This window comes from Martelella mangrovi (genome assembly GCF_040545495.1).
In the GTDB taxonomy this organism is placed as follows: Bacteria; Pseudomonadota; Alphaproteobacteria; order Rhizobiales; family Rhizobiaceae; genus Martelella; species Martelella mangrovi.
The window spans coordinates 177,133-202,016 of record NZ_JBEPLY010000003.1 but is presented as its reverse complement, the minus strand read 5'-3'; the positions used below and the strand labels follow the sequence as shown (position 1 = coordinate 202,016).

The window sequence follows — 24,884 nt, the reverse complement described above, 5'->3', positions numbered from 1 at the left end:
AAATCTGCTCTTAACAAAAAAGCCCCGCCGGATCGCTCCGACGGGGCTTTTGAATCTCTTTGTCGCGCGTCGATTACTCGACGATAGCGGCCACGATTCCGGCGCCGACGGTGCGGCCGCCTTCGCGGATAGCGAAACGCAGCTTTTCTTCCATCGCGATCGGAACGATCAGCTCGACGTCAACCGTGACATTGTCGCCCGGCATAACCATTTCCGTGCCTTCCGGCAGCGTGACAACACCGGTCACGTCCGTCGTACGGAAGTAGAACTGCGGACGGTAGTTCGTGAAGAACGGCGTGTGACGGCCACCTTCATCCTTCGTCAGGATGTAGGCTTCTGCCTTGAACTTCGTGTGCGGCGTAACCGAGCCGGGCTTGCAGAGAATCTGGCCGCGCTCAACCTGGTCGCGCTGAACACCACGGATCAGTGCGCCGATGTTGTCGCCGGCTTCGCCCTGGTCGAGCAGCTTGCGGAACATTTCAACGCCGGTAACCGTCGTCTTCTGCGTGTCCTTGATGCCGACGATCTCGACTTCTTCGCCAACCTTGATGATGCCGCGCTCAACACGACCGGTCACAACCGTACCACGGCCGGAGATCGAGAAAACGTCTTCGATCGGCATCAGGAACGGCTGGTCAACCGGACGCTCGGGCGTCGGGACGTAGTCGTCAACAGCAGCCATCAGGGCGCGGATTGCATCTTCGCCGATAGCCTTGTCGCCATCTTCCAGAGCAACCAGAGCCGAACCCTTGATGATCGGGATTTCGTCGCCGGGGAACTCGTAGCTATCCAGCAGCTCACGAACTTCCATTTCAACGAGCTCGAGAAGCTCTTCGTCGTCGACCTGGTCAACCTTGTTGAGGAAGACAACGATGGCCGGAACGCCAACCTGACGGGCAAGCAGGATGTGCTCGCGGGTCTGCGGCATCGGGCCGTCGGCAGCCGAGCACACCAGGATCGCGCCGTCCATCTGGGCAGCACCGGTGATCATGTTCTTCACATAGTCGGCGTGGCCGGGGCAGTCGACGTGCGCGTAGTGACGCTTTTCCGTCTCATACTCGACGTGTGCCGTCGAGATGGTGATGCCGCGTGCCTTTTCTTCCGGCGCCGCGTCAATCTGGTCATACGCACGGAAGTCACCGAAGAACTTCGTGATCGCAGCCGTCAGTGTCGTCTTGCCGTGGTCAACGTGACCAATCGTGCCGATGTTGACGTGCGGTTTGCTCCGCTCAAACTTTGCCTTTGCCATGAAAATGCTTCCTGTAACTGGTAACACGGATGACCCGGCGAACCGGTTTAGTGCCGCCGTTTAAGGCTTTCGCCGCCAATAAGCAAGACCAAATTCAATACTTCGACACGCAGGACCACAGCAGAGCCCGAAAGCCGACACGTTTCACCGGGCCGGTTGCGCGTGTGAATGCCGGCTTTGTGAAAAAACAGCGCCGCGTCAACGCGTTGGATGCAGCCGACAGCGGCAGGCGGCGGCCCATGCCGTGAGCCCGGCAACCATCAGCACCCGGCAAGAATCGATGTCTCGCGCACGACAGTGGACGGCGCGCCCTCGGCCACAACCCGGTTGCGACCGAGCCGCTTTGCTCCGTAAAGTGCGTTATCTGCCATGCGATAAAGCGCCTCATATCCCTCCTGCGAGCGTGCGGTCGCCACGCCGATGCTGCAGGTTGCCTCGAAATCCATCCCGGCATCCGAAAACCAGCGCTGGCTCAGGTGATTGCGGATACGTTCCGCCATCACGCAGGCCCCCTGGCGGTCAAGCCCGACGGAAAAGATGGCAAACTCGTCGCCGCCGATGCGCCCGATCACATCGGTCGCGCGCGTCTCGCGCCGCAGGATTTCCCCGAAGGCCCTCAGCACCATGTCTCCGGCGGGATGGCCCAGCGTGTCATTGGTGACCTTGAAATTGTCGAGGTCGAGCAGCGTCATCGCGACGAGGGTTGCCGAACGATCGGTATAAAAGCCGCCGACAGCCCGGTCGAAGCCCTCGCGGTTCAGCACACCGGTCAGCTTGTCGCGGTCGCGCAGGGTGTTCAGCCGGTCGAGCGATTCCACAAAATGCGAAGCCAGCACCTCCAGCGCCAGAACCATCGCCAGCAACAGGATGTAGACCTGCATGAACTGCCAGAAAATCGAATTCGGATCGACGATGTCGACGGAATAGAAAATACCGATTGACCGGACGGAATGGGCCAGACCAAGCGCAACGATGGTCCAGAAAATCAGCTTGTCATGGATAGTGTCGTCCCTGCGGATCCAGAAACGCAGCATGGTGACGAACATGATCAGGAAGAGCGCGACATTGATCGCCAGAGTGCGCTCGAATGTCGAACCGAAGAACAGGAAGTAGCAATAGATCGCGAATGTGATCAGGAAAACGGCCATGTTGACCGCGATGCCGAAACTTTTACCCCGGCGCTGCAGCAAGGCCTCCGCAAGACCGATCTGCGTGGCAATGAAAAGCCCGTTGGCGACCGGCAGGATGAAGGCATCGGGCAAAAGCCCCCGCAACATCATGGCGCAAAAGCCAACAGCCAGCATTCCATAGGAACCGGCCAGAAGAATAAGATACAGGCGGCGCACGCCGGTAAACCAGGCAACAATGAAACTTCCGGCCAGAATCAGCAGCCCGCCCGGAACTATGAGCGCTTGCATCATCATAACGTAACTGTTGCCGACGCCAAAAGCGTGCCCCCGCCCCTACCCGTTGATACAGATTATCGTCCCGTGACGGGAAACCGGCGCCTCCATGCCCCAAAGCGCCGTTTTGCATTCAGTCAATAGACGCGCATGATAGCGGCATCACGGGAATTTACAATATCCCTGCAACCACGTCGGATAGAGAATCAATCACGGTAAAATCTGGAGCGGGTAGCGGGAATCGAACCCGCATATTCAGCTTGGAAGGCTGCTGCTCTACCATTGAGCTATACCCGCCCAAATGTCAGACGCCGGTGGTGGAGGAGGTTGGATTCGAACCAACGTAGACTAAGTCAACGGATTTACAGTCCGTCCGTTTTAACCACTCACGCACTCCTCCAGTACCAGCCTGGACGGCAGTCATGCCTCAGATCGTCTGGCCGTTCGCGATTGCGTTGGGCGATGTCGATCTGCGCCGCGTATATGACCGCCTCGCCCCGCTCTGTCAACACGGGACGCCAGAAAAAAATGACAGAAAAATCACAGCCGCTTTCCACACACACAGCTTTCGGCTTTCTTCAGCTTCAACGGCCTAGCTTGAGGCCGGCTGCGGCTTTATAAGGGGCGCATGAGCAAAAAAGATGACCAGAACGGCTCCCCCAGGGACGCCCACTACGCCAAGCTGAGACGCGCGCACCGCGATGCCAGGCGTTTCCGCGAGGGACAACCGGAAAAAACCGGCAGGCGCGGCCCGAAAAAGGCGCCCGGCCCCCTGCCCGTCAGCGACGATGAGGTGCTGCTGTACGGACTGCATACGGTACGCGCGGCAATCGAAAATCCGGAGCGCAAACGGCTCTCCCTGAAGGTGACCCAGAATGCGCTCGCCCGGCTGACGGACGGCCTCGAACTGCCGAAACACCTGGCCGTCGATATCGTGCGTCCGCGTGAAATCGACGATATTCTGGGCGAAGACGCCATTCATCAGGGCGTGATGCTGAAAACCCGGGCACTGCCGGTGCGCAAACTGGATGCATTGCATGACAGCCCGCTCCTTCTGGTGCTCGATCAGGTGACCGACCCGCACAATGTCGGGGCAATTCTGCGCTCCGCCGTCGCCTTTTCCGCCGGCGCCGTGATCACCACCATGCGCCACAGCCCGGCCGAATCAGGTGTTTTGGCCAAATCCGCTTCCGGGGCGCTCGAACATATTCCCTATATCCAGATCACCAATCTCGCCAAGGCGCTGGAAGAACTACATGCCATGGGGTTCACATCGGTCGGTCTTGATTCGGAAGGCCCCGCCCCCCTGGAAGAAACGATGAACGGCAACAGGATCGCCCTTGTGCTTGGCGCCGAAGGCAAGGGGCTGCGCCAGAAAACCCGCGAGACCGTGACGGCGCTGGCCCGTCTCGATATGCCGGGGCCGATCAAGTCGCTCAACGTCTCCAATGCCTCGGCGATCTCGCTTTATGCCGCCCGTCAGTTTCTGGCAAAATCCGGCGGAGCCTGAACATCCCGGCCGGCAACAAACCGGCACGGCAGGCGTTTAGCGATGTGAAGCTTCAAGATTCGAAAGGCCCGCCCATGAAAATCGTCTTCACCGATCTCGACGGCACGCTCCTCGACCACGAGACCTATTCGCTCGAGCCGGCACGGCCCGCGCTCGAAGCGCTCAAGGCGCGTGGTATCCCGATAGTGCTGGCGAGCAGCAAGACGGAGGCGGAGATGCGGCCGATTGCCGCGGACATCGGCATAAACGACCCGATGATCGTGGAAAACGGCGCGGGGATTGTTGGCCTTTCGGAGGATAACGCCGAAGATACCTATGAGCGACTGCGCGCCACGCTGGCAGCGATGCCGCCGGACTTAAGAGCAAAATTCGAAGGGTTCGGCGACTGGAGCGACGACGTGGTTGCCGAAAAGACCGGCATGCGGATTGAAGCCGCGCGGCTTGCCCGGCAGCGGCGCTTTTCCGAACCGGGCCTTTGGTCCGGCAGTGAGGCGGAGCGTGAAGCATTCCGCGCCCATCTGCGGGATAACGGCTTTCAGGCAGTCCAGGGCGGACGGTTTTTCACGCTGATGCCGCAAACCTCCAAGGCGGATGCGATGAAGCGTGTCGCCGCGTTTTTCCGGCAAAAGACCGGCGGCCCAATCTTCACCATCGCGCTTGGGGACGCCCCCAATGACGCGGCCATGCTTCAAGCCGCCGACAAGGGTTTTATCATCGCCAATCCCGCCCACGCCCCGCTTGAAGAAAGCCAGCGTGAGCGCGAGGGCCACATCATCCGATCCGAGAAGCCGGGGCCATCCGGCTGGAACGACATGATATTGCAATTATTGGCATAATATAGTTGGTAGGTAAGGCCCTTCCCCTTTCGGCCACCCGTCTTCGGGCCTTGCCGCAACAAAAAGACCAGGAGCGCCTGCAATGGCTGATTTTCATCAAAATGGCGTTGTCGCAACGCTTCACAATCTGCGCGAGCGCTCGCTGCATCGGGTCGAACGCGAGCTCACCAGCTTTTCCGCGACCCGGCCGATCACGCTGATCCTGCCATCGCTGTTTTCCGAGCTCGAGGCCGAAGCGCTGGACAATATCGTCAATCATCTGACGGAAGTGCCCTATATCTCGAACATCATCATCGGCCTCGATCAGGCTGACGAGGAACAGTATCGTTACGCGCTGAAATATTTCAGCCGCCTGCCGCAGCAGCATGCGGTTCTGTGGAATGACGGCCCGCGCATGAAAGCCGTTCACAACCGCCTTGGCGATGCCGCGCTTGCGCCGGAGGAACCCGGCAAGGGCCGCAATGTCTGGTATTGCATCGGCTATGTGCTCGGCGCGCGCAATTCATCCGTGGTTGCCCTTCACGACTGTGATATCGTCACCTATTCGCGCGAAATGCTGGCCCGCCTTGTCTATCCGGTCACCAACCCGGCCTTCCCTTACGTGTTTTCCAAGGGCTATTACCCGCGCATTGCCGACGGCTCGCTCAATGGCCGCGTCACCCGGCTTCTGGTCACGCCGCTGCTGCTCAGCCTTGAAAAGACCATTGGCCACCAGCCCTATATCGATTATCTGAAAGCCTTCCGCTATCCGCTTGCCGGCGAATTCGCGATGCGCACCCATATCCTGCCCGATATCCGCATTCCGTGGGACTGGGGTCTGGAAATCGGCGTGCTTTCGGAGCTGTGGCGCAATTATTCCAACACCGCCATCTGCCAAGTCGACATTGCCGATGCCTATGACCACAAGCATCAGCCGCTTTCGCCGGAAGACGCCCAGAAGGGCCTGTCGCGCATGTCAACGGATATCTGCAAGGCCGTGTTCCGCAAGCTTGCCACCGATGGCGTGACCTTCTCGCAGGAAACGCTCAGAACGGTGAAGGCCGCCTATTTCCGCAACGCGCTCGATCTCGTCGAGGTCTATCACAACGATGCGCGCATGAACGGTCTTTCCACCGACCGCCACAAGGAGGAACAGGCTGTCGAACTGTTTGCCTCGAACCTCATCGAGGCCGGCAATTCCTTCCTGGAGACCCCTGACGCCACGCCGTTGATGCCGCGCTGGAACCGCGTCCTGAGCGCCCTGCCCGACATTCTCGACGAAATGCAGGCCGCCGTCGCCGCCGACATGGCGGAATACGGCTAAGACCAAGCACCCGCGATTCCCCTCCTGTGATCGGGGCGCTTCGAGGGTTGGCGTAAGTTTGAGAAACGACGACTGCGACAAGCCGGGCCGGAAACGGGCCGGCTTTTCTGTTGCCGTGCAGACGTCATTCGGCACAAGCCGGACAACGGGACACGCGAGCAACCCGGCACAAAACCAAGCGCAGAAATCTTATAAATTCAGGAGAGGTTCAAATGGCGCGCTCGGGAAGATTCGAACTCCCGACCCCCAGATTCGTAGTCTGGTGCTCTATCCAGCTGAGCTACGAGCGCTTGCCTTTTTGCGAAGCACCGCAGTTGTCTGCGGCGTGCGAGAGGGCTTCTAGAGCCTTGCGATTTGGAATGCAAGCGGATTTCGGAAAAAACCTGTCATTTTTCTGAAACACCCCGGATTTTGCGCTCTGCCGGCGGTGTGGATAACATCGGCTGAAGCGTGATCGTGGATCATTTAGCGATAGATTTCATGGCGGTAGCGCAAGGACCGTAGATCGTGGATGAGTGCGCGCGGCGGCGCTTTCGCAGTGGTGCGGGCGTCTCAGGCGCCGGTCTTGGTCTCGCCGCGCCAGCTTTCGAACGCAACCGGCCGGTCGGGCACTTCGATGCGGAACAGCGTGCCCTGCCCGGCCTTTTCCACAAGCGCAATCGTGCCGCCATGGGCCAGCACCAGTTCGCGGGCGATTGCCAGGCCAAGACCCGTTCCGCCGCTGCGCACGCCGCCCCTGAAAGCGGCGAACAGGTTTTCACGCGCCTTTTGCGGCATGCCGGGACCGGTATCGTCGACCGAAAGCGAAACCACGCTGCCGTGGCGCTGTGCGGAAACGATCAGACAGTTGAGCGAATCGCGCCGCTCGCCGGCCTGCTGGGTCAGCGCCTGGACACTGTTGCGGCACAGGTTGAAGACCACGCGGAAGAACTGTTCGGGATCGGCATCGACCCTCAGGTCTTCGGGAACGCGGTTGATCCATTCGATGGGCACATCCGCCGACAGATCCAGATAATCATGCACATCGTTGATCAGCTCACACAGACTGACCATCTGGCGCTTGGGCTCGGCCTCGGAGACCTGACCATAGCTCAGCACCGAGCGCGAATAGGCCGCCGCGCGGTCGATGGCGCGCAACAGCTTCGGCGCCACCCGGCCGACCACCGGATCGTCGATGCCGGCGATCCTGTCGGACATCAGCTGCGCTGAAGCCAGGATGTTGCGCATGTCGTGGTTGATCTTGGAAACCGCCAGCCCAAGCTCGGCAAGACGTTTCTGCTGGCGCAGCGTTCGCTGCAGCTCGGCCTGCATGGTGGCGAGATGACGGCCGGCAATGCCAAGTTCGTCCGTGGTTGCGGCAGGGTGGAAGACGTTCTCCGGCAGATCGGGTTTTTCCGAAAAGGCCTGCATATTTGCAATCTGGCGCCGCAACGGCCGCACCAGCATCGAATTCAGCCGGAAAAAGATCAGCATCGCCGTAAACGTCGAAAGCAGAATGCTCAGCAGGAAAATGTTGCGGGCATAGCCCCACAGCGCCTGATGCAGTTCATCATCGGAAATGACAAGTTCGATGATCGCGTCGCTGTCGCCGATATAGCCGAAGACACGGATCGCCCGGCCACCGCCGAACAGAAGCTCGTCAAAGGCGTCAACGACCGCTTCCACCGGGCCGACATCCGTCAGATCGTAGGTATTGCTGATTTCCGGCGGCATGTCGGCAATGGCGAGGAGCTGGGAGGTTCCGTCCTTCCTCAGCACGATCGCCTTGGTGCCGGTCGCCATCAGCGTGTCGTCCTGCAGCGCGCGCGGCAGAACCTGAGGCTGCAGGCCATCGATCACGGTCGCCGCCGCTGCAGCCGTGCTCAGCCGGTCGTCGAGCCACCTGAGCCGCATGCTGGCCAGCGAGGGGACGAAGAACACCACCTCGGCAAACATGATAATCGCCACGGTCAGCGCCAGAATCCGCCCGGAAAGGCCCGAAAGAAAACCGGGCACGGCAACCTTGCCGGCAGACATATTCTGCCCATCCCGGGGTTTTCCCCACCGCATCGCTTGCCTCCGAATTCAAGATGTCGAACGATCATAGACCAATCGTTCACAAGACAAAACCGCCATGTTTGAGGCACTTGCAAACGCATGCGCCCGGCATGATTGACAATTTGCGGCGCTTTCCCTTATAAGCCGCGCAGTTTCCGTGCCCTTTCCTGCTGAAAGGCAGGATCAATGCCGGTAACATCATCCACACGCTTAAACTGCTTCGGCAGTCCATCAAGAAGGGCCGCACACCGCGGTATTTAAACAAATGTCTACCAAGCGTACCTATCAGCCTTCCAAGCTTGTTCGCAAACGCCGTCACGGCTTCCGCTCCCGCATGGCCACGAAGGGCGGCCGCAAGGTTCTTGCAGCCCGCCGCGCCCGCGGTCGCAAGCGTCTTTCGGCTTAAGGGCTTTCAGCCCTGATGTCCGGGCCGGAAGAACAAACCGAAACGGTTGTCGGGCGGCTGAAGACCCGCCCGCAATTTCTGGCCGTTCAAAAGGGCGAACGGCGGAAGGGCCCGCTGTTTCTGCTGGAAGTACTTGACCGGCGCGATCCCTCCTCAGGGCCCCGCGTCGGTTTTACTGTGACCAAAAGGCAGGGAAACGCCGTCGAGCGCAACAGGATGCGCCGCCGGCTGAAAGAGGCTGTGCGTCTCAAGGGCGCATTTGCAATGCAACCCGGTTGCGATTATGTCGTTGTGGGCCGTCGGGAGGTGCTTGGCGCCTCCTTTGCCGCGCTCGCAGATGAGCTGGAATCACGGATTTCAAAATCGCCTCGAACCGGACGGAGCCGGAAGGCGTCCGCACCAGGAAGATAAGATGGAAAATAACCGCAATTCTATCATTGCGATCGCGCTCACGGTCCTGGTCGTTCTGGCCTGGCAATTCCTGTATATGGGCCCGCGCCTGGAAGAGCAGCGCGCCGCACAGGAGCAGGCAGCGCAGCAGCAGGCGGCACAGGAACAGACCGCCACGACCAACGATAATGCCGCTTCCAGCGCTTCGAGCGGAACGGCAAATTCCGCCAGTGGCGACGCCGTATTCTCCCAGGCAGGCGCCCAGCAGGAAACCGCGCCGCGGGTCAAGATCGACACGCCTGCGCTTGCCGGCTCGATCAACCTTGCCGGAGCCCGCATCGACGATATCAAGCTGAAGGACTACCACGTCACCGTGGACCCCACGAGCCCGATCGTCACGCTGTTCAGCCCGGCCAACAACGAGAACGGCTATTTCGCCGAACTCGGCTTCGTCCAGGGCGAAAATTCCGGCACGGTTCCCGGACCGCAGACCGTGTGGACGCTTGAAAAAGGCGACACGCTGACGCCCACGACCCCGGTTACGCTGTCCTACACCAATGATTCCGGCCTGACCTTCCACCGCACCATTTCCATCGATGACGACTACATGATCACGATGGACGACACGGTGACCAACAGTTCCGACAAGCAGGTGACCGTCAATCCTTACGGCCGCCTCACCCGCTTCAGCCTGCCGGACGAGCCGTCCGCCTGGGTTCTGCATGAAGGCTTTCTCGGCGTGATGACGCCCGATGGCGGCATCACCGAAGATACCTACAAGAATGTTGCCGACGAAAACGAGACCTACGCGAATTCGAACGGCGGCTGGTTCGGCGTGACCGACAAGTACTGGGGTGCTGCGATCATTCCGCAGTCCACCATGAACTACGACGTCCGCTTCTCGCACTTCAATGACGGCCGGGAGCGTTATCAGGCGGATTACTCCGACAATCAGCCGCTGACGATTGCCGCCGGGCAGTCCGCCGAGCTGCAGACCAAGGTGTTTGCCGGCGCCAAGGTCACCAATATCCTGACCCAGTATCAGGATCAGTACAACATTCCGCTGTTCGACCGCATGATCGACTGGGGCTGGCTGTGGTTCCTCACCAAGCCGCTGTTCCAGCTGATGGACTTCATCTACCACCATGTCGGCAATTTCGGCGTCGCCATCCTGATCACCACGGTCATCATCAAGCTTCTGTTCTTCCCGCTCGCCTCCAAGCAGTATGCCTCCATGGCCAACATGAAGCGCATGCAGCCGAAGATGACCGAGCTGAAGGAACAGTATGGCGACGACCGCATGGGCCTGCAGAAGGCGATGATGGAGCTTTACAAGAAGGAGAAGATCAATCCGGTGGCCGGCTGTTGGCCGGTGCTGTTGCAGATCCCCATCTTCTTCTCGCTCTACAAGGTTCTCTACGTCACCATCGAAATGCGCCACGCGCCGTTCTTCGGATGGATTCAGGACCTTTCGGCGCCTGACCCGACCAGCCTTTTCAACCTGTTCGGCCTCTTGCCGTGGTCGCCGCCGGCCATGCTGATGATCGGCGCATGGCCGCTGATCATGGGCTTCACCATGTGGCTGCAGATGCGCATGAACCCGACGCCGCCGGACAAGACGCAGGCAATGATCTTCAACTGGATGCCGGTGGTCTTCACCTACATGCTGGCGCAGTTCCCGGCCGGTCTGGTGATCTACTATGCATGGAACAACTCGCTCTCGATCCTGCAGCAGTCGATCATCATGAAGCGCCACGGCGTCAAGATCGAGCTGTTCGACAATCTGAAGGGCACGTTCCGCCGCAAGAAACCGGCCCCTTCGGAATAACGCGGAGCCTCGACCGGCAATCGCCTTCTGGCGATTGCCGAAACGGGCAGTTGGCGCATGCCGGTTGCCCGCAACGTCTCCTCCTCTCCCCGCGTCATCCTCGGGCTTGACCCGAGGATCCAGTCACGGCTGCAGCAGGAAGAACAATTATGCTTTCGGTGCACGGCACAAAACCGGCATTCGGCATTGCCGTGTGACGCGATACATGGATCCTCGGGTCAAGCCCGAGGATGACACCGGAAAGCGAAGCATACCTCTTGAAGGGCCTTTTTGGCGGGCCAAGCGATAACAAGGCGTCGGCATTTTGTCCGACTTTCCTTCATGCTAGAGAAACGGACATGACCCAGCCCATCGATCAAGACGCCGCCCTGTTCGCCCGCCCGTGGATCTTCATTCGCGGCGTACCGTCGATGAAGTTTCTGCCGCCGGAAGGTCCGCCGGAGGTTGCTTTCGCCGGCCGCTCCAATGTCGGCAAATCGTCGCTGATCAATGCGCTCCTGACCCAGAAGGGACTGGCGCGGACCTCCAACACGCCCGGCCGCACCCAGGAACTCAATTATTTCGTCCCCGATGGCTATTCCGGCCAGGGTGAGGACCTGCCGCCGATGGCACTCGTTGACATGCCGGGCTATGGCTATGCCCAGGCCCCGAAGCAGCAGGTCGACCAGTGGACCAAGCTCGTCTTCGACTATCTGCGCGGCCGCGCCACGCTGAAACGCGTCTATGTGCTGATCGATGCCCGCCACGGTATCAAGAAGAATGACGAGGACGTGCTCGACCTGCTCGACAAGGCCGCCGTCTCCTATCAGATCGTGCTGACCAAAACCGACAAGATCAAGCCGCCGGCGGTCGAGAAGCTGCTGGCCGCCACTGCGGAAAAGCTCCGCAAACGCCCGGCCGCCTTCCCCGGCATTATCGCAACCTCGTCGGAAAAAAATGCCGGCCTCGATCTGCTCAGACAGGCAATCCAGGAAACCGTCGCGGGCTGAACGCAAAAAAAGGAACCGCCCGGAGGGAGGCGGTTCCAGTGAGCAATCAGGGGATCGCTCGTCTGCCGGGTTTTGCTGCTCCCGGCAAAGCAGAGAAGCTGACGATCAGCTTGCGGGCAGAAGCACGGTGTCGATAACGTGGATCACGCCGTTCGACTGTTCGACATCGGCAATCGTCACTTCTGCGGTACGGCCGTTTTCGTCGGTCAGCGTAATCACGCCGTCCATTTCGGTCGCGCTCAGCGTGCAGCCACCAACCGTCGGCACATCATGTGCGCCACCATCATCGGCAATCATCTTCTGAATGGCCGAGGCCATGGCATCGGCGGAAACGACATGGCAGGTCAGCACCTTGGCAAGTGCTTCCTTGTTTTCCGGCATCAGCAGTTCGTCAACCGTGCCCTCCGGCAGATCGGCGAAGGCGGCATTGGTCGGGGCAAAGACGGTGAACGGGCCCTCGCCCTGCAGCGTTTCGACAAGGCCGGCAGCCTTGACCGCAGCCACCAGCGTGGTGTGATCCTTAGAATTCATCGCATTTTCGACGATGTTCTTGTCGGGATACATCGCCGCACCGCCGACCATCGGATTGGCGGCAAGGGCTGCAACGGCGGAGCCGGTAATAACAGCGGTAGCGATGGCGGTGCGCTTGAAGGTCTTCAGCATGATAGTCTCCTCTTGATGTTTCACCTTACCCGACACCCTCCTGGTGCCGGGGATGAAACAACTGACGGAGACGATCCGAAAAGAGTTTCAGATTATTTGTGATTTTCTCTCAAGCAATTGAATTTCATAAATTTAAATCGACTTCAACTCACCGACCGCAATCACCGGCCCGGTCGCCGACCCCGTCGGCGAACCGCCATAGGGTTCGATACTGATTGCGAAGAAGGCACCTGCGCCGATCCGTTCGCTGATGTCGCGCGGCACGGTCAGCTCGCCCTCTCCCGTCTGCGGCAGAACACCGAGCGAGACGGCCGGGTCGTCACCCTCGATCAGCCAGAGTTCAAGCGATTTCTCATCCGGCGCGCCGGCAGCCACCGGCGTCAGGGAGACCTGACCGCTGCGGGCATTGTAACGGGCGACGAGGTTGACCGCATTGTCCTGGCCGCTCAGTTCGGCAAGCAGTGTCGTCTGCGGTGTCGCCATATGTTGATTGTAGACAGTGAAAGCCACTGCCGCGATGACGGCAACCGCGGCAACGCCGCGCCAGAGAGCTGCCGAACCCCACAACCGTGCGGCAAGCGATGGCCGCGCGTCTTTCGTCTCGGAAAAGAGCTTTTGTTCGATCGCTGTGAAAACCGCAGGCGGCGGTGTCTCGACACCATAGGCCTCATCAAGCGGCTCCAGCTTGCGCTGCCAGTCGCGCACCAGGGCGGCAAAGGCGGCGTCATGCGCAATCCGCGCCTCGGCATCACGCCGCTTAGCATCCGAAAGCGCGCCGATCACATATTCGCCGGCGAGCATCTCGTCTTCGGATTCACCGCCTTCCTGTGGCGTCGGCCTTTTCATGCTTCCAGACACTCTTTCAGTTTCAGAAGGCTGCGACGCAGCCAGGTACGCATCGTATTCAGCGGCACATTATTCCGTTCCGCCAGTTCATTATAGCTCAATCCGCGCACATAGGCCTCCCTGACGGCAGACGCCCATTCCGGTTTCAGCTGTTGCATACAGCTGTCGATCCGGCGCCCCTCGCCTGCAAGATGCGCATGCTCTTCGGGGCTGTCGTCCTCATCGGCAAGGTCATGCACAGTCTCGATATCCCGCGCTGCCGGCTTTTTCTGCCGCAGACGATCAATCGCGTGGTTTCGCGCTACCGTCGCCAGCCAGCCTTCCGACGAGCGGCCATCGCCCGCAAACATGCCGGCACGCTGCCATATCCGCACGAAAATATCCTGAAGCGCATCTTCCGCTTCACCGCGGTCGCCAAGAATACGAAGACAGATCGCAAAAAGTTTCGGACTTGCTTTCTGATAAAGCCGGTCGAAGGAGTGCCGGTCCTTAAGGGCAATGCGCCCAAGCAGTGCGCCAAGTTCATCGTCTGCCATGAATGCGCGGTTCCCCTTCCCGTTGCTCCATTTGTTATAGGGCGCCGCGGTCTTCCGGCAAGGTGGTTCCGCGCAATACTTCCACCGGCAATATTCACTAAGGCGCGCGGATGCGCTAAAAGGCCGCGAGGACCAAAGCACCCGGGGTAATTCATGTCATTGTCGGAAAGCGAAGTTCAGGCACGTCTGCTGGTGCAGGCGTTGCCTTATATGCAGAAATACGAGAACAAGACCATCGTCGTGAAATATGGCGGCCACGCCATGGGCGATTCCGAACTCGGCCAGGCCTTCGCCAGCGACATCGCGCTTTTGAAGCAGTCGGGCGTGAACCCGATCGTGGTCCATGGCGGCGGCCCGCAGATCGGCAGCATGCTGAAGCGGATGGGGATCGAATCCAAGTTCGAAGGCGGACTTCGGGTGACCGACGAGGCGACCGTCGAGATCGTCGAAATGGTGCTTGCCGGTTCGATCAACAAGGAAATCGTCGCGCTGATCAACCAGGCCGGCGAATGGGCGATCGGCCTATGCGGCAAGGACGGCAATATGGTTTTCGCCGAAAAGGCGAAGAAGACCGTCATCGACCCTGATTCCAATATCGAGCGGATTCTCGACCTCGGCTTCGTCGGCGAAGTCGTGACCGTCGATACCACGCTGCTCGACCTTCTCGCCAAGTCGGAGATGGTGCCGGTAATCGCGCCGGTCGCGCCGGGCAAGGACGGTCATACCTACAATATCAATGCCGATACCTTTGCCGGTGCCATTGCCGGCGCCCTACGTGCGACGCGCCTTCTGTTTTTGACGGATGTGCCCGGCGTGCTCGACAAAAACGGCGAACTGATCAAGGAACTGTCCGTCGCCGAGGCTCGCAATCTCATTCTCGACGGCACGATTTCCGGCGGCATGATCCCGAAGGTCGAGACCTGCATCGAAGCGATCGAGGCCGGCGTCGAAGGCGTGGTCATCCTCAACGGCAAGGTCAAGCATTCGGTCCTGCTGGAAATCCTGACCAAGGGCGGCGCCGGCACGCTGCTCGTCCCGTAAACCGCCGAAACCGGCCATCATCCGTCAAGCGCCCCGCCGCCGTTCAGGCGATGTGCGGGGCGTTTTCCTTTGTTGCTGCCGGCTGAGCGGGCCTGCGGTCCGAAGACAGAAGCAGGGTCAGCACGATCACCACCGCATAGGCGGCAAGGTTGTAGATCAGCGACAGGGCAAAGGCACTCACATAGGCGGCATGTCTTGCCGCACCCGACTGCATCATCTCACCGAGGCGGGCAAAGAAGATGCCGCTGATGATCGCGATGCCGAAGGCGCCGCCAAGCTGCTGGACGGCCTGCAGCGCGCCGGAGGCTGACCCCGCCTCCTCCTGGGGAACACCCGCCAGCACCAGCTGAAAGATTGATGCGATTGAGACACCGAGGCCAAGCCCGGCGATAATCAGCGGCATGAACAGAGCCCAGCGCGACACCGCGTCGCCTATGCTCAGCACATAAAGCCTGAGCCAGAACATGCCGACGCCAAGCAATACAATGCCGAGAATGACCCGCACTTTCAGAAAATGGTGACCGAGCCGCCCGCTGATCAGCGAGGCGGCAAACACGCCGACGGAAAACGGGATCGTCGTCAGCCCGGATTTCAGCGGCGCAAAGCCGAATCCGACCTGCAGGAAAATCGCCAGACAGAGAAAGAAACCCGGGATCGTGGAAAAGAAGAACAGCGCCATCGAGCCGCCGACCATGAAGTTGCGGGTCTTCATCAGCCCGAAGGACAGAAGCTGCGGCCTGTTGCGGGCGTTCTGACGGCTCTCCCAGAACACGAAGGCAGTAAGCACCGGCACCGCCGCAGCCATCATCACAAAACACCACAGCGGCCAATCGAAGGTGCGGCCTTCAACCAGCGGAAAGATCAGCAGGAACATGGCCACCGCGATCAGCAGAATACCGGCATAGTCATTGCGGGTATCGCTGCGGCGCGGCGTGGACGGCACCAGTTTCGCACCGGCGATCACGGCAAACAGGCCGATCGGCAGATTGATCAGAAAGATCGCCCGCCAGCCAAGGCCAAACAGGCTGTGCTCGACCAGAAAACCGCCGATGATCGGACCACTGACGGTCGCGATCCCCGCCATCATGCCGAAATAGCTGAAGGCCCGGGCGCGTTCATGCGGCGAAAACATCACCGTGGCCAGCGCCAGCACCTGCGGTGTCATCATCGCCGCAGAAAAACCCTGAAACAGGCGGGCGAAGATCAGCAGCAGCGTGGTATGCGACAGGCCGCAAAGTGCGGAACCGAGCGTAAAGCAGCCGACACCGATAACGAACATGGTCTTTTTGCCGACAAGATCACCGAGCCGCCCGAAGGGCAGCAGCGCCAGTGCGAACATCAGAACATAGCCGGCAACGATCCATTCGATGGCCGAATTCGAGGCATTCAGGCCTTCCTGGATCGATGGCAATGCCACATTGACGATGGTCACATCCAGCATGTTCATGAACACCGCCGAAAGCAAAACGGCAAACGCCGTCCAGCGGCCTGGATGTTGCTCGGTGTCTGCGCCTGCCGGTGCGGTTTCCGGTGAACTGGAAGCCAATAGGGTCTCCGATTGCGTGTTGAATGCGGTCACGAGTTGGGCAAGGTGCGCCCAAAAGTCAACGGCACCCGCTATCTTCTACAAACCGGGCATCATGCCGCCGGTGTCTGCCTTCACGCCGGATGCCCTGAGCGCAGGCGCGGGCATGAAGATTGCCGCGACAAAAACCGTGGCCATGGCCAGGATCATATAGCCGATGCTGGCGGAAAATCCTGCGACATAGGCATTCGCCGTTTCAGCTCCGGCCTGTTGCCGTTGCGCGATCATAGAGAAGAACAGTGCACTGGCAATGGCAATCCCGAGAGCGCTGCCGGCCTGTTGAATAGCCTGCAATGCGCCGGAGGCCGACCCGGCATCGCGTGCCGGCACATCAGACAGGATGATCTGGAACAGCGGTGAAGCCGTCATGCCCAGAGAGAAGCCACAGATGAACAGCGGCGGCGCGAAGTCGATGATCGCCAGGTTCCGGTCAGCGTGTTGAACGACAATGAAGAGCGCCAGATAACCGACAGCCATGACCGCCGATGCGGCAAGGATACGGCCCTTGAGAAACCGGTCGGAAAGGCGGCTGTTGGTAAAAGCCGACAGGAACGCGCCGAGCGGAAACGGAATGGTGCTCAACCCCGCCTCAAGCGGCGTGAAGCCAAATCCCTGCTGGAGAAAAATCGCAAAGGTCATGAACAGGCCGGCCGGCGTCGAATAAAACATCAGCGCGATGAGACCGCCGAGCGCATAGGCATGATTGCGCATCAGCGAGACCGGAAGCAGTTGCGACAGGCCGTTATTGTCGCGCCGGCGCTCGAAAAAGTAAAACGCGGCAAACACCGGGAAAGCCGCCGCGATCATTACAAAACACCACAACGGCCAACCGAACCGGCGCGCTTCAACCAGCGGAAAGATCAGCAGCACGAAGGCGGACGCGATGATGATGACGCCCGTTGTGTCCAGCACCGGCCGCTCGCTCGCCGCAATATCGGGAATCAGAATGCGGCCGGCCATCACGGCGGCAATCCCGACGGGGACGTTGATATAAAAGATCGAACGCCATTCAAGCCCGAACAGATCGACGGCAATCAACCAGCCGCCGATCAGCGGGCCGGAGACAATGGCGATGCCGCTGGCGATCCCGAACAGGGAAAATGCGCTGGATCGTTCCTTCGAGGCAAACATGTCCTGGACCAGCGCAAGAACCTGCGGCGCCATGATTGCAGCGCCAAGCCCCTGACAAAGCCGCGCGACCACCAGTGCCCCGATGTTTGGCGCGGCACCGGAACAGGCAGACGCCAGGGTGAAGAAACCGACGCCGATAAGGAACATCCGTTTCTTGCCGATGATGTCGCCAAGCCGCCCGCAGGGCATCAGCGCCAGCGCGAAGACCATGACATAGCCGGCCACGATCCACTCCAGTGAGGAACTGTGTGCATTCAGATCCCGGCCAATGACGGGAAGCGCAACGTTGACGATGGTGGCATCGAGCAGGTTCATGAAGGATGCGGCAATCAGCACCGACATCGCCAACCAGCGCCCCGGCCAGGCTGCCGCCCCCACTTCAGAAGCTTCCGTCATTCATGTCCCCGCTGCCACCGCCTGTTGCTGTCTTCTCAACCATCAATTGCCGCTGGCGGCATGCAAGTCAATCGCAACCAGAGCGTTTCAGCGTGAATTGGAAGGGTTCTGCCGCAAGGAATTTGTGCCGCCCTTTCGGGGTGGCGTAAACCGGCCATTCACCCTGAAGCGTTCTAGGCGAGCAGAAGCGTGAGCACGCCGAGAACGACAAGCGTGCAGCCTATAGCCTCCGCGCCGGTCATCTTTTCCTTGAACACCAGCACAGATGTTGCAAAGGAAAACAGCATTTCCACCTGCGCCACCGCCTTGACGATCGCCGCCTGCTGCAGCGTCATCGCCACAAACCAGCCGAAGGACGCCGTGGCGCCGACGAAACCGACGGCAAGCGCCGGGCGCCAGGCTTTGGCCACCTTGACCAGTTCGCCACGATCGAAGGCGAGCATCCAGACCAGCATCGCCAGCGTCTGGATGGCGATGACCACCACCAGCGTGAAGGAAGCCTGCATGATGGCATCCGGTTGCGGCAGGCTTGCCGCCAGCGACAGCGAGGCCGCGCGATAGGCCACCGCCGAAAGCCCGAACAACGTGCCCGATGCAATGCCGATCAGCGCAGTGCGGGTCAAAAGCCCGCGCATGAGACCGCCAACCCCGACATCATTGCGCGACAGCGAAATCAGCATGACACCGGCAATCGAGATCAGGATGGCGGCAATGGCGGCAAACGAGATGGTAGCACCGAAGAAAATAAAGGCGAGGATGGCGGCCTGTGCCGGTTCGGTGCGCGAATAGGCGGTTCCGACCACGAAATTGCGGAACGAAAACAGATAGACCAGCAGGAAGGTCGCGCCGATCTGCCCGGCAGCGCCGATCACCGCCCAGAACAGGAAAGCGTTGTTGACCGACGGCACCGGCCGGCCGAGACCGAAGATCAGAATTGCGAAATAAAGCGCGGCGAACGGCAGGCCGAAGCCGAAACGGGTAAAGGTTGCGCCGAGCGTGGCCATACGCCCTTTCAGATATTTCTGAAGCGTCGAGCGCATGTTCTGCAGAAAGGCTGCGGCAAAGGTGATGCCGATCCAGAGTTCCATGGAATAAGACCTTGCGTGGTGAAGACGGAGGGTGGGGCTCAGTTCACGCCAGAGGCGCGCCGCCCGCAGACTGTCTTGCAAAAGGTCGCGAAAAACCGGACCGGCAGGCGCTTTCTGTCCTGCAGGATGATCGCGCCGCGATGGCAGGGTCTGATCGCTCCGGTATTCATGGCTCATGCCTACCACAGTCTTCCCCGCCCCGGAAGCAGGGCCTGACGGAAAGCAGTTTCCTTCGCGCGTCGGCTCTGCCATAAGCAGATCATGACCAAGCCGAAATCACACCCCGAAGCGTCCGATTTCACCACGATCCGTGACTGGGTCTTCGATCTCGACAACACGCTTTATCCGCACCAGGTCGATCTGTTTTCGCAGGTCGACCGCAACATGACGGCCTATGTGGCCGAACTGCTGTCTCTGCCGGAGCAGGATGCACGCAGGGTGCAGAAAGATTATTACCGTGACCATGGCACGACCTTGCAGGGGCTGATGATCAACCATGACATCGACCCCAATGATTTTCTCGAAAAGGCCCATGCGATCGATTACTCCGTGCTGGAGCCGAACCCGGTTCTGGGGGCGGCGATCAAGGCTTTGCCGGGACGCAAGTTCATTTTCACCAATGGTTCCGTGGCGCACGCGCAAAAGACCGCCGAAGCGCTCGGCATTCTTGACCATTTCGACGATATTTTCGATATCGTTGCGGCCGGGTTCACGCCCAAGCCGGAGGCCGATGCCTATGCCCGTTTTCTGGACCGCTCCGGCGTCGACACCGGCCATGCCGCCATGTTCGAAGACCTGCCCCGCAATCTGCATCAGCCGAAGGCGCTCGGCATGAAAACCGTGCTGATCGTACCGCCCAATCTGGAATACGGCCTTGCCCAGACTTTCGAACGGCTCGATGACCAGACCGGCCACATCGACTATGTTACGGAAGATCTGACCGGGTTTGTCCGCACGGTGCTTGGCTATTTTGATGAACCGAAAATGAATTACCGATAATTCAGGTACCTTTCGGATAATTAAGTCGGCTTTACTGTTCCCTTCGCTTACCCTCATGGCTGTCATCACGGCAGAACGAGGATTTGGGCCATGACCGGGAAATATCTGACACTGACGGCAATCGCCGCAACATGCGCGCTTGGCGCAACCGCAACGCCAGGCATCGCACGGGATATGCGCGGACCCGCACCGGCAGAGCGCGGCTTCATCTATCTTCTGAAGAATGCCGACACCAACAAGGACGGAAAGATCACCGAGGAAGAAGCCATCGCCTTTCAGGGCGGCCGCTTCGCGGAAATCGACGTCAACGAAGACGGCGTGATCACACCCGGCGAATTTTCCGACTACCGCAAGGCCAGGATCGCAGAGTTCCGCAAGAACAATCCCCGCCCCGAGCGCTCGGTCGACAAGGCCGGGATCGCCGAAAACAGCGGCGACAGTGACCGGGACCGCAACGGCTGGAAGCCGCACATGGCGATGCGTGACGGCGGACATCACCGGATGGGCCCCGGCGCGGGTCATCACCGCAATTGGCAGGGGCACCATCGCGGCAATATCGAGCGGATTTTCTTTATCCGTGCCGACAGTGACCGCAGCGGGCAGGTTTCCGAGCAGGAATTTTCCGATACGGCCGCCAGAATGTTTTCCCGCATGGACCGCAACGGCGATATGGTGATCACCGTTGATGACCTGCCTGATCGCCCGATGCGCTGGTAAACCTTAAACAGCATTTCCAGACCGTCTCCATCGGTCGCGTCCGATGCGCTTCATCGGCATGCCCCCGCCTTTTGGCGGGGGCATTTGCGTTTGTGCGGCACGGCGGCAGAGATTGACGCACTGGCGCACCTCGCCTAGAGCATGTTGGAAGGTTTGAGACCTCCGGATTCTTCCGCGCCTGTTCAGCGCGACTTTCAAAGGACGACAGAATGACCGACCACGCATCGCTTGAAAAAACCATCGAAACCGCATTCGAAAACCGCGCCGAGATCTCCGTATCGACCAAAGGCGAAGTCCGCGAGGCGGTGGAAGATGCGCTGAACCTGCTGGACAGCGGCGCAGCACGGGTGGCCGAGCGCCAGGAACACGGCCCCTGGAAGGTCAATCAGTGGCTGAAAAAGGCGGTCCTTCTTTCCTTCCGCCTCAATGACATGAGCGTCGTCAAGGGCGGCCCCGACAATGCAACCTGGTGGGACAAGGTGCCCTCCAAGTTCGAAGGCTGGGGCGACAACCAGTTCCGCGATGCCGGTTTCCGCGCCGTGCCCAACGCCGTTGTGCGTCGCTCTGCCTATATCGCCCCCGGCGTCGTTCTGATGCCCTCCTTCGTCAATCTCGGCGCCTATGTCGATGAAGGCACCATGGTCGATACATGGGCAACCGTCGGGTCCTGCGCCCAGATCGGCAAGAACGTCCATCTGTCCGGCGGCGTCGGCATCGGCGGCGTGCTGGAGCCGATGCAGGCCGGCCCGACCATCATCGAGGATAATTGCTTCATCGGTGCGCGTTCGGAAGTCGTGGAAGGCTGCATCGTGCGCGAAGGCTCGGTGCTCGGCATGGGCGTCTTCATCGGCAAGTCCACCAAGATCGTCGACCGCGCAACCGGTGAAATCAGCTTCGGCGAGGTTCCGCCCTATTCGGTTGTCGTTGCCGGCACGCTGCCTGCCGCCAAGCCGATGGGCAACGGCGCTCCCGGACCGGGCCTCTACTGCGCCGTCATCGTCAAGCGCGTCGATGCGCAGACCCGTTCCAAGACCGGTATCAACGAGCTTCTGCGCGACTGATCCTGAAAAAAAGCGGCCCCTGCCGGATGGTTTTCCGGCAGGGGCCCGATCGCCAGCAACAGCAGAAAAGCGTCCGGATATCTTCATATGACCGTCACCGATCCCGTCCGCGTCCTCGAAACGCTTGTCCGCTGCCCTTCTGTCACGCCAGAAGAAGGCGGGGCGCTTTCCGCCCTTGAGGCAATGCTGAAACCGCTCGGTTTCTCGGTCGAGCGGATGGTTGGGCGCGAACCCGGCACGCCGGATGTGGAGAACCTTTATGCCCGCCGCGGCTCGGATGGCCCGCACCTGATGTTTGCCGGACACACCGATGTGGTGCCGCCCGGCAACGAAGCCTCCTGGCGCCACCCGCCATTTGCCGCCGAAATCGAGGATGGTCTTCTGTTCGGCCGCGGCACCGTCGACATGAAGGGCGGGATCGCCTGCTTCATTGCCGCCGTCGCCAGGCTTGTCGAAAAAGGCCATGCCCTGCCCGGCTCGATATCGCTGCTGATCACCGGCGACGAGGAAGGCCCCGGCATCAACGGCACGGAAAAACTGCTCGCATGGGCCAGGGAACGCGGCGAACACTGGGACGCTTCGCTCGTCGGCGAGCCGACCAACCCGGATGCGCTCGGCGACATGATCAAGGTCGGCCGCCGGGGATCGCTGACAGGCAGGCTGACGGTGACGGGAACGCAGGGCCATGTGGCCTATCCCCACCTTGCCGACAACCCCCTGCGGGCGATGACGGCGATGCTTGATGCGCTAATGGGCAAGCCGCTCGATGACGGCACCGATCTTTTCCCGCCGTCCAACCTGGAAGTGACCTCGGTTGATACCGGCAACACCGCCACCAATGTCATTCCCGAATCGGTATCCGCCACCTTCAATATCCGCTTCAACGATATCTGGAGCGCGCAAACGCTGAAGGCCGAGCTCAACGCCCGGCTGAAACGCGCCGCCGCTGACGACACGCTTCGCCCCGGACGCGATGCGGCACGGTTCAATGTCGAATGGCTGGGCCGGGCAAGCCCGGTGTTCCTGACCCGCGACCAGCGCCTGTCGGGCAGTCTTGCCGCCGCCGTCGAGGCCGTAACCGGCAAGGTCCCTGCCCTTTCCACCACCGGCGGCACCTCCGATGCGCGCTTCATCAAGGATTACTGCCCGGTTGTCGAATTCGGCCTTGTCGGCCAGACCATGCACAAGGTTGACGAACATGTGCCGGTGGCCGATCTTGAGACGCTGACCGAAATCTATGGCCATTTCATCGAAAGGTGGTTTGCCCTTGCCGACGCCCGGTGAAATCCTGTTCTACATGCGGGGCCTCTGGCTTCTGATCAAGGCCAATCCGGCCCACACACGCTATCTTGATTTTACCGAACGCGGTCTGGCGCGTTCGTTCTGGGCGCTTGCCTATTCCTTTCCCTTCATGGTCGCCAGCGAACTTGTCAGCCTTTCAAGGCTGATGCCGCAAACGGTAACCGTCAGCGCAGAGACGGTTTTCAGAAGTGCGCTGGTCCAGGGGCTGGGCTGGATGGGGCCGATTGTCGTGCTGGGTGTCGTCTGCATGGTCTCGGGCATGCCGCGCTCGTTTCTGAAGATCGTGGTCACCACCAACTGGATTTCCCTGCCGATCAATATTTTCGCGGCTCTGGCAATCTTTCTGATCGCCACCGGCCTTCAGCCGCTGGCCAGCATATTGCTGCTGCTCTTCCAGGCTGTCGTGCTGGCCGCATTCCTGCTCGAAATCCGGATCGTCTACCTGCTGATGAACGACAAGGCGCTGCCGACAGCGACCGCCATCATCGCCTCGGCGATCACAGCGCTTTTGATTACCGACCTTGGCACACGCTATATCGTGGGCGGGTGACCGGCGCTTCGGCTTGACAGCACTGCCTGCTGCCGCAATCGTAATGCGACGTTTTATTGGGGGTGTGAGGGTATGAAAACGAGATCGTTTCTTTCTATTGCCATGCTTGCAGCGCTGACCGGTTGCCAGACCGGGCCGATCGATGTGCTCTACAAGGAAGGCAGCACCCGCGCCGAACGTCAGGAAGCCTATGACCAGTGCTTCATTCAGGCGTTGAAGGAAGTGCCGCAAAACATGGTGACCGAGGTTTCCGGCGGCTACAGCGTTCCCGGCTTCATTGACTGCAATACCGATGGCGACAGGACCTATTGCGGTGAGGTCGGCGGCTATACCACCCCCGTCACCAGTTACAGCTACGACACCAATGAGCGGCTTCGAAATCGCTTCATCAATCGCTGCCTTGTCGACAAGGGGTTTACCACCATCGAGCGGCCGATCTGCGAGACACGTGAGGAACGCACCGCATATGCGCTGCTGCCCGAACAGCCCAACGCTGCCCGCATTGCCTGCGTCGCGGGACAGAGTTTCGAACCGAACTGAGTTGAAAAGCACATCGGCGGCGACGGGCATGCTGCCCTCGCCGCCGGAATTCACTCGGACTTGCCCTTTGCTGGAACCACGACCTCGCCATCTTCCTTCGAAAACGCGCCGATATCCGGGTTTTCCAGAATATCCAGCACGGTTTCGGACGGACGGCAAAGCTTTGTGCCCTTGGCGGTCACGACAATCGGCCGGTTGATCAGGATCGGATGGTCCATCATCGCATCAATCAGCGCATCGTCGGACAGCGCCGGGTCGTCCAGTCCCAGTTCGTCATAAGGCGTGCCCTTGCGGCGCAGGAGATCCCGCACGGGAATGCCCATTTCCGCAATCAGCGCCACAAGGCGATCACGCGTTGGCGGTGTTTTCAGATATTCGATGATTTCGGGCTCCACGCCGGACTGACGGATCATCGCCAGAACATTGCGCGAGGTGCCGCATTTCGGGTTGTGATAGATCGTCACCGGCATGGCGGACT

25 protein-coding genes and 3 tRNA genes are annotated in these 24,884 nt (G+C 60.2%); 15 read left to right on the top strand and 13 right to left on the bottom strand.

Going from position 1 to position 24,884, the window contains the following annotated elements; genetic code table 11:
* Nucleotides 1-73: 73 nt before the first annotated feature.
* Nucleotides 74-1,249 carry an elongation factor Tu gene (tuf, locus tag ABID12_RS05610; protein WP_319517214.1) on the bottom strand — a complete coding sequence of 392 codons (1,176 nt, stop codon included), beginning with the start codon at nucleotides 1,247-1,249 and terminating at the stop codon, nucleotides 74-76.
* Nucleotides 1,250-1,278: 29 nt separating this feature from the next.
* Here tuf and ABID12_RS05605 point away from each other — a divergent pair, with 29 nt between their 5' ends.
* Nucleotides 1,279-1,497, top strand: a complete 219-nt coding sequence (locus ABID12_RS05605) for a hypothetical protein (RefSeq protein WP_354433430.1) — start codon at nucleotides 1,279-1,281, stop codon at nucleotides 1,495-1,497.
* Nucleotides 1,498-1,509: 12 nt separating this feature from the next.
* Here ABID12_RS05605 and ABID12_RS05600 read toward each other — a convergent pair whose 3' ends face one another.
* The 3 genes from ABID12_RS05600 to ABID12_RS05590 form a co-directional block, all read right to left on the bottom strand.
* Nucleotides 1,510-2,670 carry a diguanylate cyclase gene (locus tag ABID12_RS05600; RefSeq protein ID WP_354433429.1) on the bottom strand — a complete coding sequence of 387 codons (1,161 nt, stop codon included), beginning with the start codon at nucleotides 2,668-2,670 and terminating at the stop codon, nucleotides 1,510-1,512.
* Nucleotides 2,671-2,875: 205 nt separating this feature from the next.
* Nucleotides 2,876-2,949: transfer RNA gene (locus ABID12_RS05595), tRNA-Gly, on the bottom strand.
* An 18-nt stretch (nucleotides 2,950-2,967) separates the two neighbouring features.
* Nucleotides 2,968-3,052 (bottom strand) — tRNA-Tyr (locus ABID12_RS05590).
* A gap of 228 nt (nucleotides 3,053-3,280) precedes the next feature.
* On the opposite strand from ABID12_RS05590, the gene ABID12_RS05585 reads away from it, so the two are divergent.
* The 3 genes from ABID12_RS05585 to ABID12_RS05575 all read left to right on the top strand — a co-directional run bounded on the left by ABID12_RS05585 (nucleotide 3,281) and on the right by ABID12_RS05575 (nucleotide 6,301).
* Complete coding sequence (locus tag ABID12_RS05585; RefSeq protein ID WP_354433428.1) at nucleotides 3,281-4,162, top strand: TrmH family RNA methyltransferase; 882 nt, start codon at nucleotides 3,281-3,283, stop codon at nucleotides 4,160-4,162.
* Nucleotides 4,163-4,236: 74 nt separating this feature from the next.
* Nucleotides 4,237-4,998 carry an HAD-IIB family hydrolase gene (locus ABID12_RS05580; protein ID WP_354433427.1) on the top strand — a complete coding sequence of 254 codons (762 nt, stop codon included), beginning with the start codon at nucleotides 4,237-4,239 and terminating at the stop codon, nucleotides 4,996-4,998.
* 82 nt (nucleotides 4,999-5,080) lie between these two features.
* Nucleotides 5,081-6,301 carry a glycosyltransferase family protein gene (locus tag ABID12_RS05575; protein WP_319517219.1) on the top strand — a complete coding sequence of 407 codons (1,221 nt, stop codon included), beginning with the start codon at nucleotides 5,081-5,083 and terminating at the stop codon, nucleotides 6,299-6,301.
* 213 nt (nucleotides 6,302-6,514) lie between these two features.
* On the opposite strand, the gene ABID12_RS05570 is transcribed toward ABID12_RS05575, so the two are convergent.
* Nucleotides 6,515-6,591 (bottom strand) — tRNA-Arg (locus ABID12_RS05570).
* A gap of 262 nt (nucleotides 6,592-6,853) precedes the next feature.
* A complete protein-coding gene (locus ABID12_RS05565) occupies nucleotides 6,854-8,317 on the bottom strand; it encodes a sensor histidine kinase (protein WP_354433426.1) in 1,464 nt (487 codons plus the stop codon).
* Nucleotides 8,318-8,603: 286 nt separating this feature from the next.
* Here ABID12_RS05565 and rpmH point away from each other — a divergent pair, with 286 nt between their 5' ends.
* The 4 genes from rpmH (at nucleotide 8,604) to yihA (ending at nucleotide 11,951) form a co-directional block, all read left to right on the top strand.
* Nucleotides 8,604-8,744, top strand: coding sequence for a 50S ribosomal protein L34 (rpmH, locus tag ABID12_RS05560; protein ID WP_106311648.1), 141 nt, complete (start codon nucleotides 8,604-8,606; stop codon nucleotides 8,742-8,744).
* Nucleotides 8,745-8,759: 15 nt separating this feature from the next.
* Nucleotides 8,760-9,155: a ribonuclease P protein component gene (rnpA, locus tag ABID12_RS05555; protein WP_106311653.1), complete on the top strand. Its 396-nt coding sequence runs from the start codon at nucleotides 8,760-8,762 to the stop codon at nucleotides 9,153-9,155.
* 1 nt (nucleotide 9,156) lies between these two features.
* On the top strand, nucleotides 9,157-10,962 hold the full coding sequence (gene yidC / locus ABID12_RS05550) for a membrane protein insertase YidC (protein WP_354433425.1): 1,806 nt from the start codon (nucleotides 9,157-9,159) through the stop codon (nucleotides 10,960-10,962).
* 338 nt (nucleotides 10,963-11,300) lie between these two features.
* Nucleotides 11,301-11,951: a ribosome biogenesis GTP-binding protein YihA/YsxC gene (gene yihA / locus ABID12_RS05545; RefSeq protein ID WP_354433424.1), complete on the top strand. Its 651-nt coding sequence runs from the start codon at nucleotides 11,301-11,303 to the stop codon at nucleotides 11,949-11,951.
* Between the two features lie 105 nt (nucleotides 11,952-12,056).
* Here yihA and ABID12_RS05540 read toward each other — a convergent pair whose 3' ends face one another.
* The 3 genes from ABID12_RS05540 to ABID12_RS05530 all read right to left on the bottom strand — a co-directional run bounded on the left by ABID12_RS05540 (nucleotide 12,057) and on the right by ABID12_RS05530 (nucleotide 13,996).
* Nucleotides 12,057-12,614 (bottom strand): fasciclin domain-containing protein, encoded by a 558-nt coding sequence (locus ABID12_RS05540; protein ID WP_106311662.1) that lies wholly within the window; start codon nucleotides 12,612-12,614, stop codon nucleotides 12,057-12,059.
* Between the two features lie 132 nt (nucleotides 12,615-12,746).
* Complete coding sequence (locus tag ABID12_RS05535; protein WP_354433423.1) at nucleotides 12,747-13,460, bottom strand: anti-sigma factor; 714 nt, start codon at nucleotides 13,458-13,460, stop codon at nucleotides 12,747-12,749.
* Entirely contained in the window at nucleotides 13,457-13,996 is a 540-nt protein-coding gene (locus ABID12_RS05530) for a sigma-70 family RNA polymerase sigma factor (protein WP_354433422.1), read from the bottom strand. Before ABID12_RS05530 ends, ABID12_RS05535 begins: the two co-directional genes overlap by 4 nt.
* 153 nt (nucleotides 13,997-14,149) lie before the next feature.
* Between ABID12_RS05530 and argB the strand changes: the two genes are divergently transcribed.
* Complete coding sequence (gene argB / locus ABID12_RS05525; protein ID WP_354433421.1) at nucleotides 14,150-15,037, top strand: acetylglutamate kinase; 888 nt, start codon at nucleotides 14,150-14,152, stop codon at nucleotides 15,035-15,037.
* A 43-nt stretch (nucleotides 15,038-15,080) separates the two neighbouring features.
* On the opposite strand, the gene ABID12_RS05520 is transcribed toward argB, so the two are convergent.
* The 3 genes from ABID12_RS05520 to ABID12_RS05510 all read right to left on the bottom strand — a co-directional run bounded on the left by ABID12_RS05520 (nucleotide 15,081) and on the right by ABID12_RS05510 (nucleotide 19,237).
* Nucleotides 15,081-16,583 (bottom strand): MFS transporter, encoded by a 1,503-nt coding sequence (locus tag ABID12_RS05520; RefSeq protein WP_354433420.1) that lies wholly within the window; start codon nucleotides 16,581-16,583, stop codon nucleotides 15,081-15,083.
* A 78-nt stretch (nucleotides 16,584-16,661) separates the two neighbouring features.
* Complete coding sequence (locus ABID12_RS05515; protein WP_354433419.1) at nucleotides 16,662-18,149, bottom strand: MFS transporter; 1,488 nt, start codon at nucleotides 18,147-18,149, stop codon at nucleotides 16,662-16,664.
* Nucleotides 18,150-18,322: 173 nt separating this feature from the next.
* Nucleotides 18,323-19,237, bottom strand: coding sequence for an EamA family transporter (locus ABID12_RS05510; RefSeq protein WP_354433418.1), 915 nt, complete (start codon nucleotides 19,235-19,237; stop codon nucleotides 18,323-18,325).
* 261 nt (nucleotides 19,238-19,498) lie between these two features.
* Here ABID12_RS05510 and ABID12_RS05505 point away from each other — a divergent pair, with 261 nt between their 5' ends.
* From ABID12_RS05505 to ABID12_RS05480, 6 genes are all read left to right on the top strand, one after another.
* Entirely contained in the window at nucleotides 19,499-20,236 is a 738-nt protein-coding gene (locus ABID12_RS05505; protein ID WP_354433417.1) for a pyrimidine 5'-nucleotidase, read from the top strand.
* Nucleotides 20,237-20,326: 90 nt separating this feature from the next.
* Nucleotides 20,327-20,953: an EF-hand domain-containing protein gene (locus ABID12_RS05500; RefSeq protein ID WP_354433416.1), complete on the top strand. Its 627-nt coding sequence runs from the start codon at nucleotides 20,327-20,329 to the stop codon at nucleotides 20,951-20,953.
* 209 nt (nucleotides 20,954-21,162) lie between these two features.
* On the top strand, nucleotides 21,163-22,014 hold the full coding sequence (gene dapD, locus ABID12_RS05495; protein WP_106311685.1) for a 2,3,4,5-tetrahydropyridine-2,6-dicarboxylate N-succinyltransferase: 852 nt from the start codon (nucleotides 21,163-21,165) through the stop codon (nucleotides 22,012-22,014).
* Between the two features lie 87 nt (nucleotides 22,015-22,101).
* Entirely contained in the window at nucleotides 22,102-23,298 is a 1,197-nt protein-coding gene (dapE, locus tag ABID12_RS05490; protein ID WP_354433415.1) for a succinyl-diaminopimelate desuccinylase, read from the top strand.
* Nucleotides 23,282-23,866, top strand: a complete 585-nt coding sequence (locus ABID12_RS05485; RefSeq protein ID WP_354433414.1) for a hypothetical protein — start codon at nucleotides 23,282-23,284, stop codon at nucleotides 23,864-23,866. Before dapE ends, ABID12_RS05485 begins: the two co-directional genes overlap by 17 nt.
* 72 nt (nucleotides 23,867-23,938) lie before the next feature.
* Nucleotides 23,939-24,406 (top strand): hypothetical protein, encoded by a 468-nt coding sequence (locus ABID12_RS05480; RefSeq protein WP_354433413.1) that lies wholly within the window; start codon nucleotides 23,939-23,941, stop codon nucleotides 24,404-24,406.
* 50 nt (nucleotides 24,407-24,456) lie between these two features.
* Here ABID12_RS05480 and arsC read toward each other — a convergent pair whose 3' ends face one another.
* Nucleotides 24,457-24,876, bottom strand: coding sequence for an arsenate reductase (glutaredoxin) (gene arsC, locus ABID12_RS05475; RefSeq protein WP_354433412.1), 420 nt, complete (start codon nucleotides 24,874-24,876; stop codon nucleotides 24,457-24,459).
* Between the last annotated feature and the right edge of the window lie 8 nt (nucleotides 24,877-24,884).

Bases quoted from the DNA above. Each gene is read 5' to 3' on its own strand.
- tuf (WP_319517214.1), bottom strand. From the start codon at position 1,249: ATGGCAAAGGCAAAGTTTGAGCGGAGCAAACCGCACGTCAACATCGGC.
- ABID12_RS05605 (WP_354433430.1), top strand. From the start codon at position 1,279: ATGACCCGGCGAACCGGTTTAGTGCCGCCGTTTAAGGCTTTCGCCGCC.
- ABID12_RS05600 (WP_354433429.1), bottom strand. From the start codon at position 2,670: ATGATGCAAGCGCTCATAGTTCCGGGCGGGCTGCTGATTCTGGCCGGA.
- ABID12_RS05585 (WP_354433428.1), top strand. From the start codon at position 3,281: ATGAGCAAAAAAGATGACCAGAACGGCTCCCCCAGGGACGCCCACTAC.
- ABID12_RS05580 (WP_354433427.1), top strand. From the start codon at position 4,237: ATGAAAATCGTCTTCACCGATCTCGACGGCACGCTCCTCGACCACGAG.
- ABID12_RS05575 (WP_319517219.1), top strand. From the start codon at position 5,081: ATGGCTGATTTTCATCAAAATGGCGTTGTCGCAACGCTTCACAATCTG.
- ABID12_RS05565 (WP_354433426.1), bottom strand. From the start codon at position 8,317: ATGTCTGCCGGCAAGGTTGCCGTGCCCGGTTTTCTTTCGGGCCTTTCC.
- rpmH (WP_106311648.1), top strand. From the start codon at position 8,604: ATGTCTACCAAGCGTACCTATCAGCCTTCCAAGCTTGTTCGCAAACGC.
- rnpA (WP_106311653.1), top strand. From the start codon at position 8,760: ATGTCCGGGCCGGAAGAACAAACCGAAACGGTTGTCGGGCGGCTGAAG.
- yidC (WP_354433425.1), top strand. From the start codon at position 9,157: ATGGAAAATAACCGCAATTCTATCATTGCGATCGCGCTCACGGTCCTG.
- yihA (WP_354433424.1), top strand. From the start codon at position 11,301: ATGACCCAGCCCATCGATCAAGACGCCGCCCTGTTCGCCCGCCCGTGG.
- ABID12_RS05540 (WP_106311662.1), bottom strand. From the start codon at position 12,614: ATGCTGAAGACCTTCAAGCGCACCGCCATCGCTACCGCTGTTATTACC.
- ABID12_RS05535 (WP_354433423.1), bottom strand. From the start codon at position 13,460: ATGAAAAGGCCGACGCCACAGGAAGGCGGTGAATCCGAAGACGAGATG.
- ABID12_RS05530 (WP_354433422.1), bottom strand. From the start codon at position 13,996: ATGGCAGACGATGAACTTGGCGCACTGCTTGGGCGCATTGCCCTTAAG.
- argB (WP_354433421.1), top strand. From the start codon at position 14,150: ATGTCATTGTCGGAAAGCGAAGTTCAGGCACGTCTGCTGGTGCAGGCG.
- ABID12_RS05515 (WP_354433419.1), bottom strand. From the start codon at position 18,149: ATGACGGAAGCTTCTGAAGTGGGGGCGGCAGCCTGGCCGGGGCGCTGG.
- ABID12_RS05510 (WP_354433418.1), bottom strand. From the start codon at position 19,237: ATGGAACTCTGGATCGGCATCACCTTTGCCGCAGCCTTTCTGCAGAAC.
- ABID12_RS05505 (WP_354433417.1), top strand. From the start codon at position 19,499: ATGACCAAGCCGAAATCACACCCCGAAGCGTCCGATTTCACCACGATC.
- ABID12_RS05500 (WP_354433416.1), top strand. From the start codon at position 20,327: ATGACCGGGAAATATCTGACACTGACGGCAATCGCCGCAACATGCGCG.
- dapD (WP_106311685.1), top strand. From the start codon at position 21,163: ATGACCGACCACGCATCGCTTGAAAAAACCATCGAAACCGCATTCGAA.
- dapE (WP_354433415.1), top strand. From the start codon at position 22,102: ATGACCGTCACCGATCCCGTCCGCGTCCTCGAAACGCTTGTCCGCTGC.
- ABID12_RS05480 (WP_354433413.1), top strand. From the start codon at position 23,939: ATGAAAACGAGATCGTTTCTTTCTATTGCCATGCTTGCAGCGCTGACC.
- arsC (WP_354433412.1), bottom strand. From the start codon at position 24,876: ATGCCGGTGACGATCTATCACAACCCGAAATGCGGCACCTCGCGCAAT.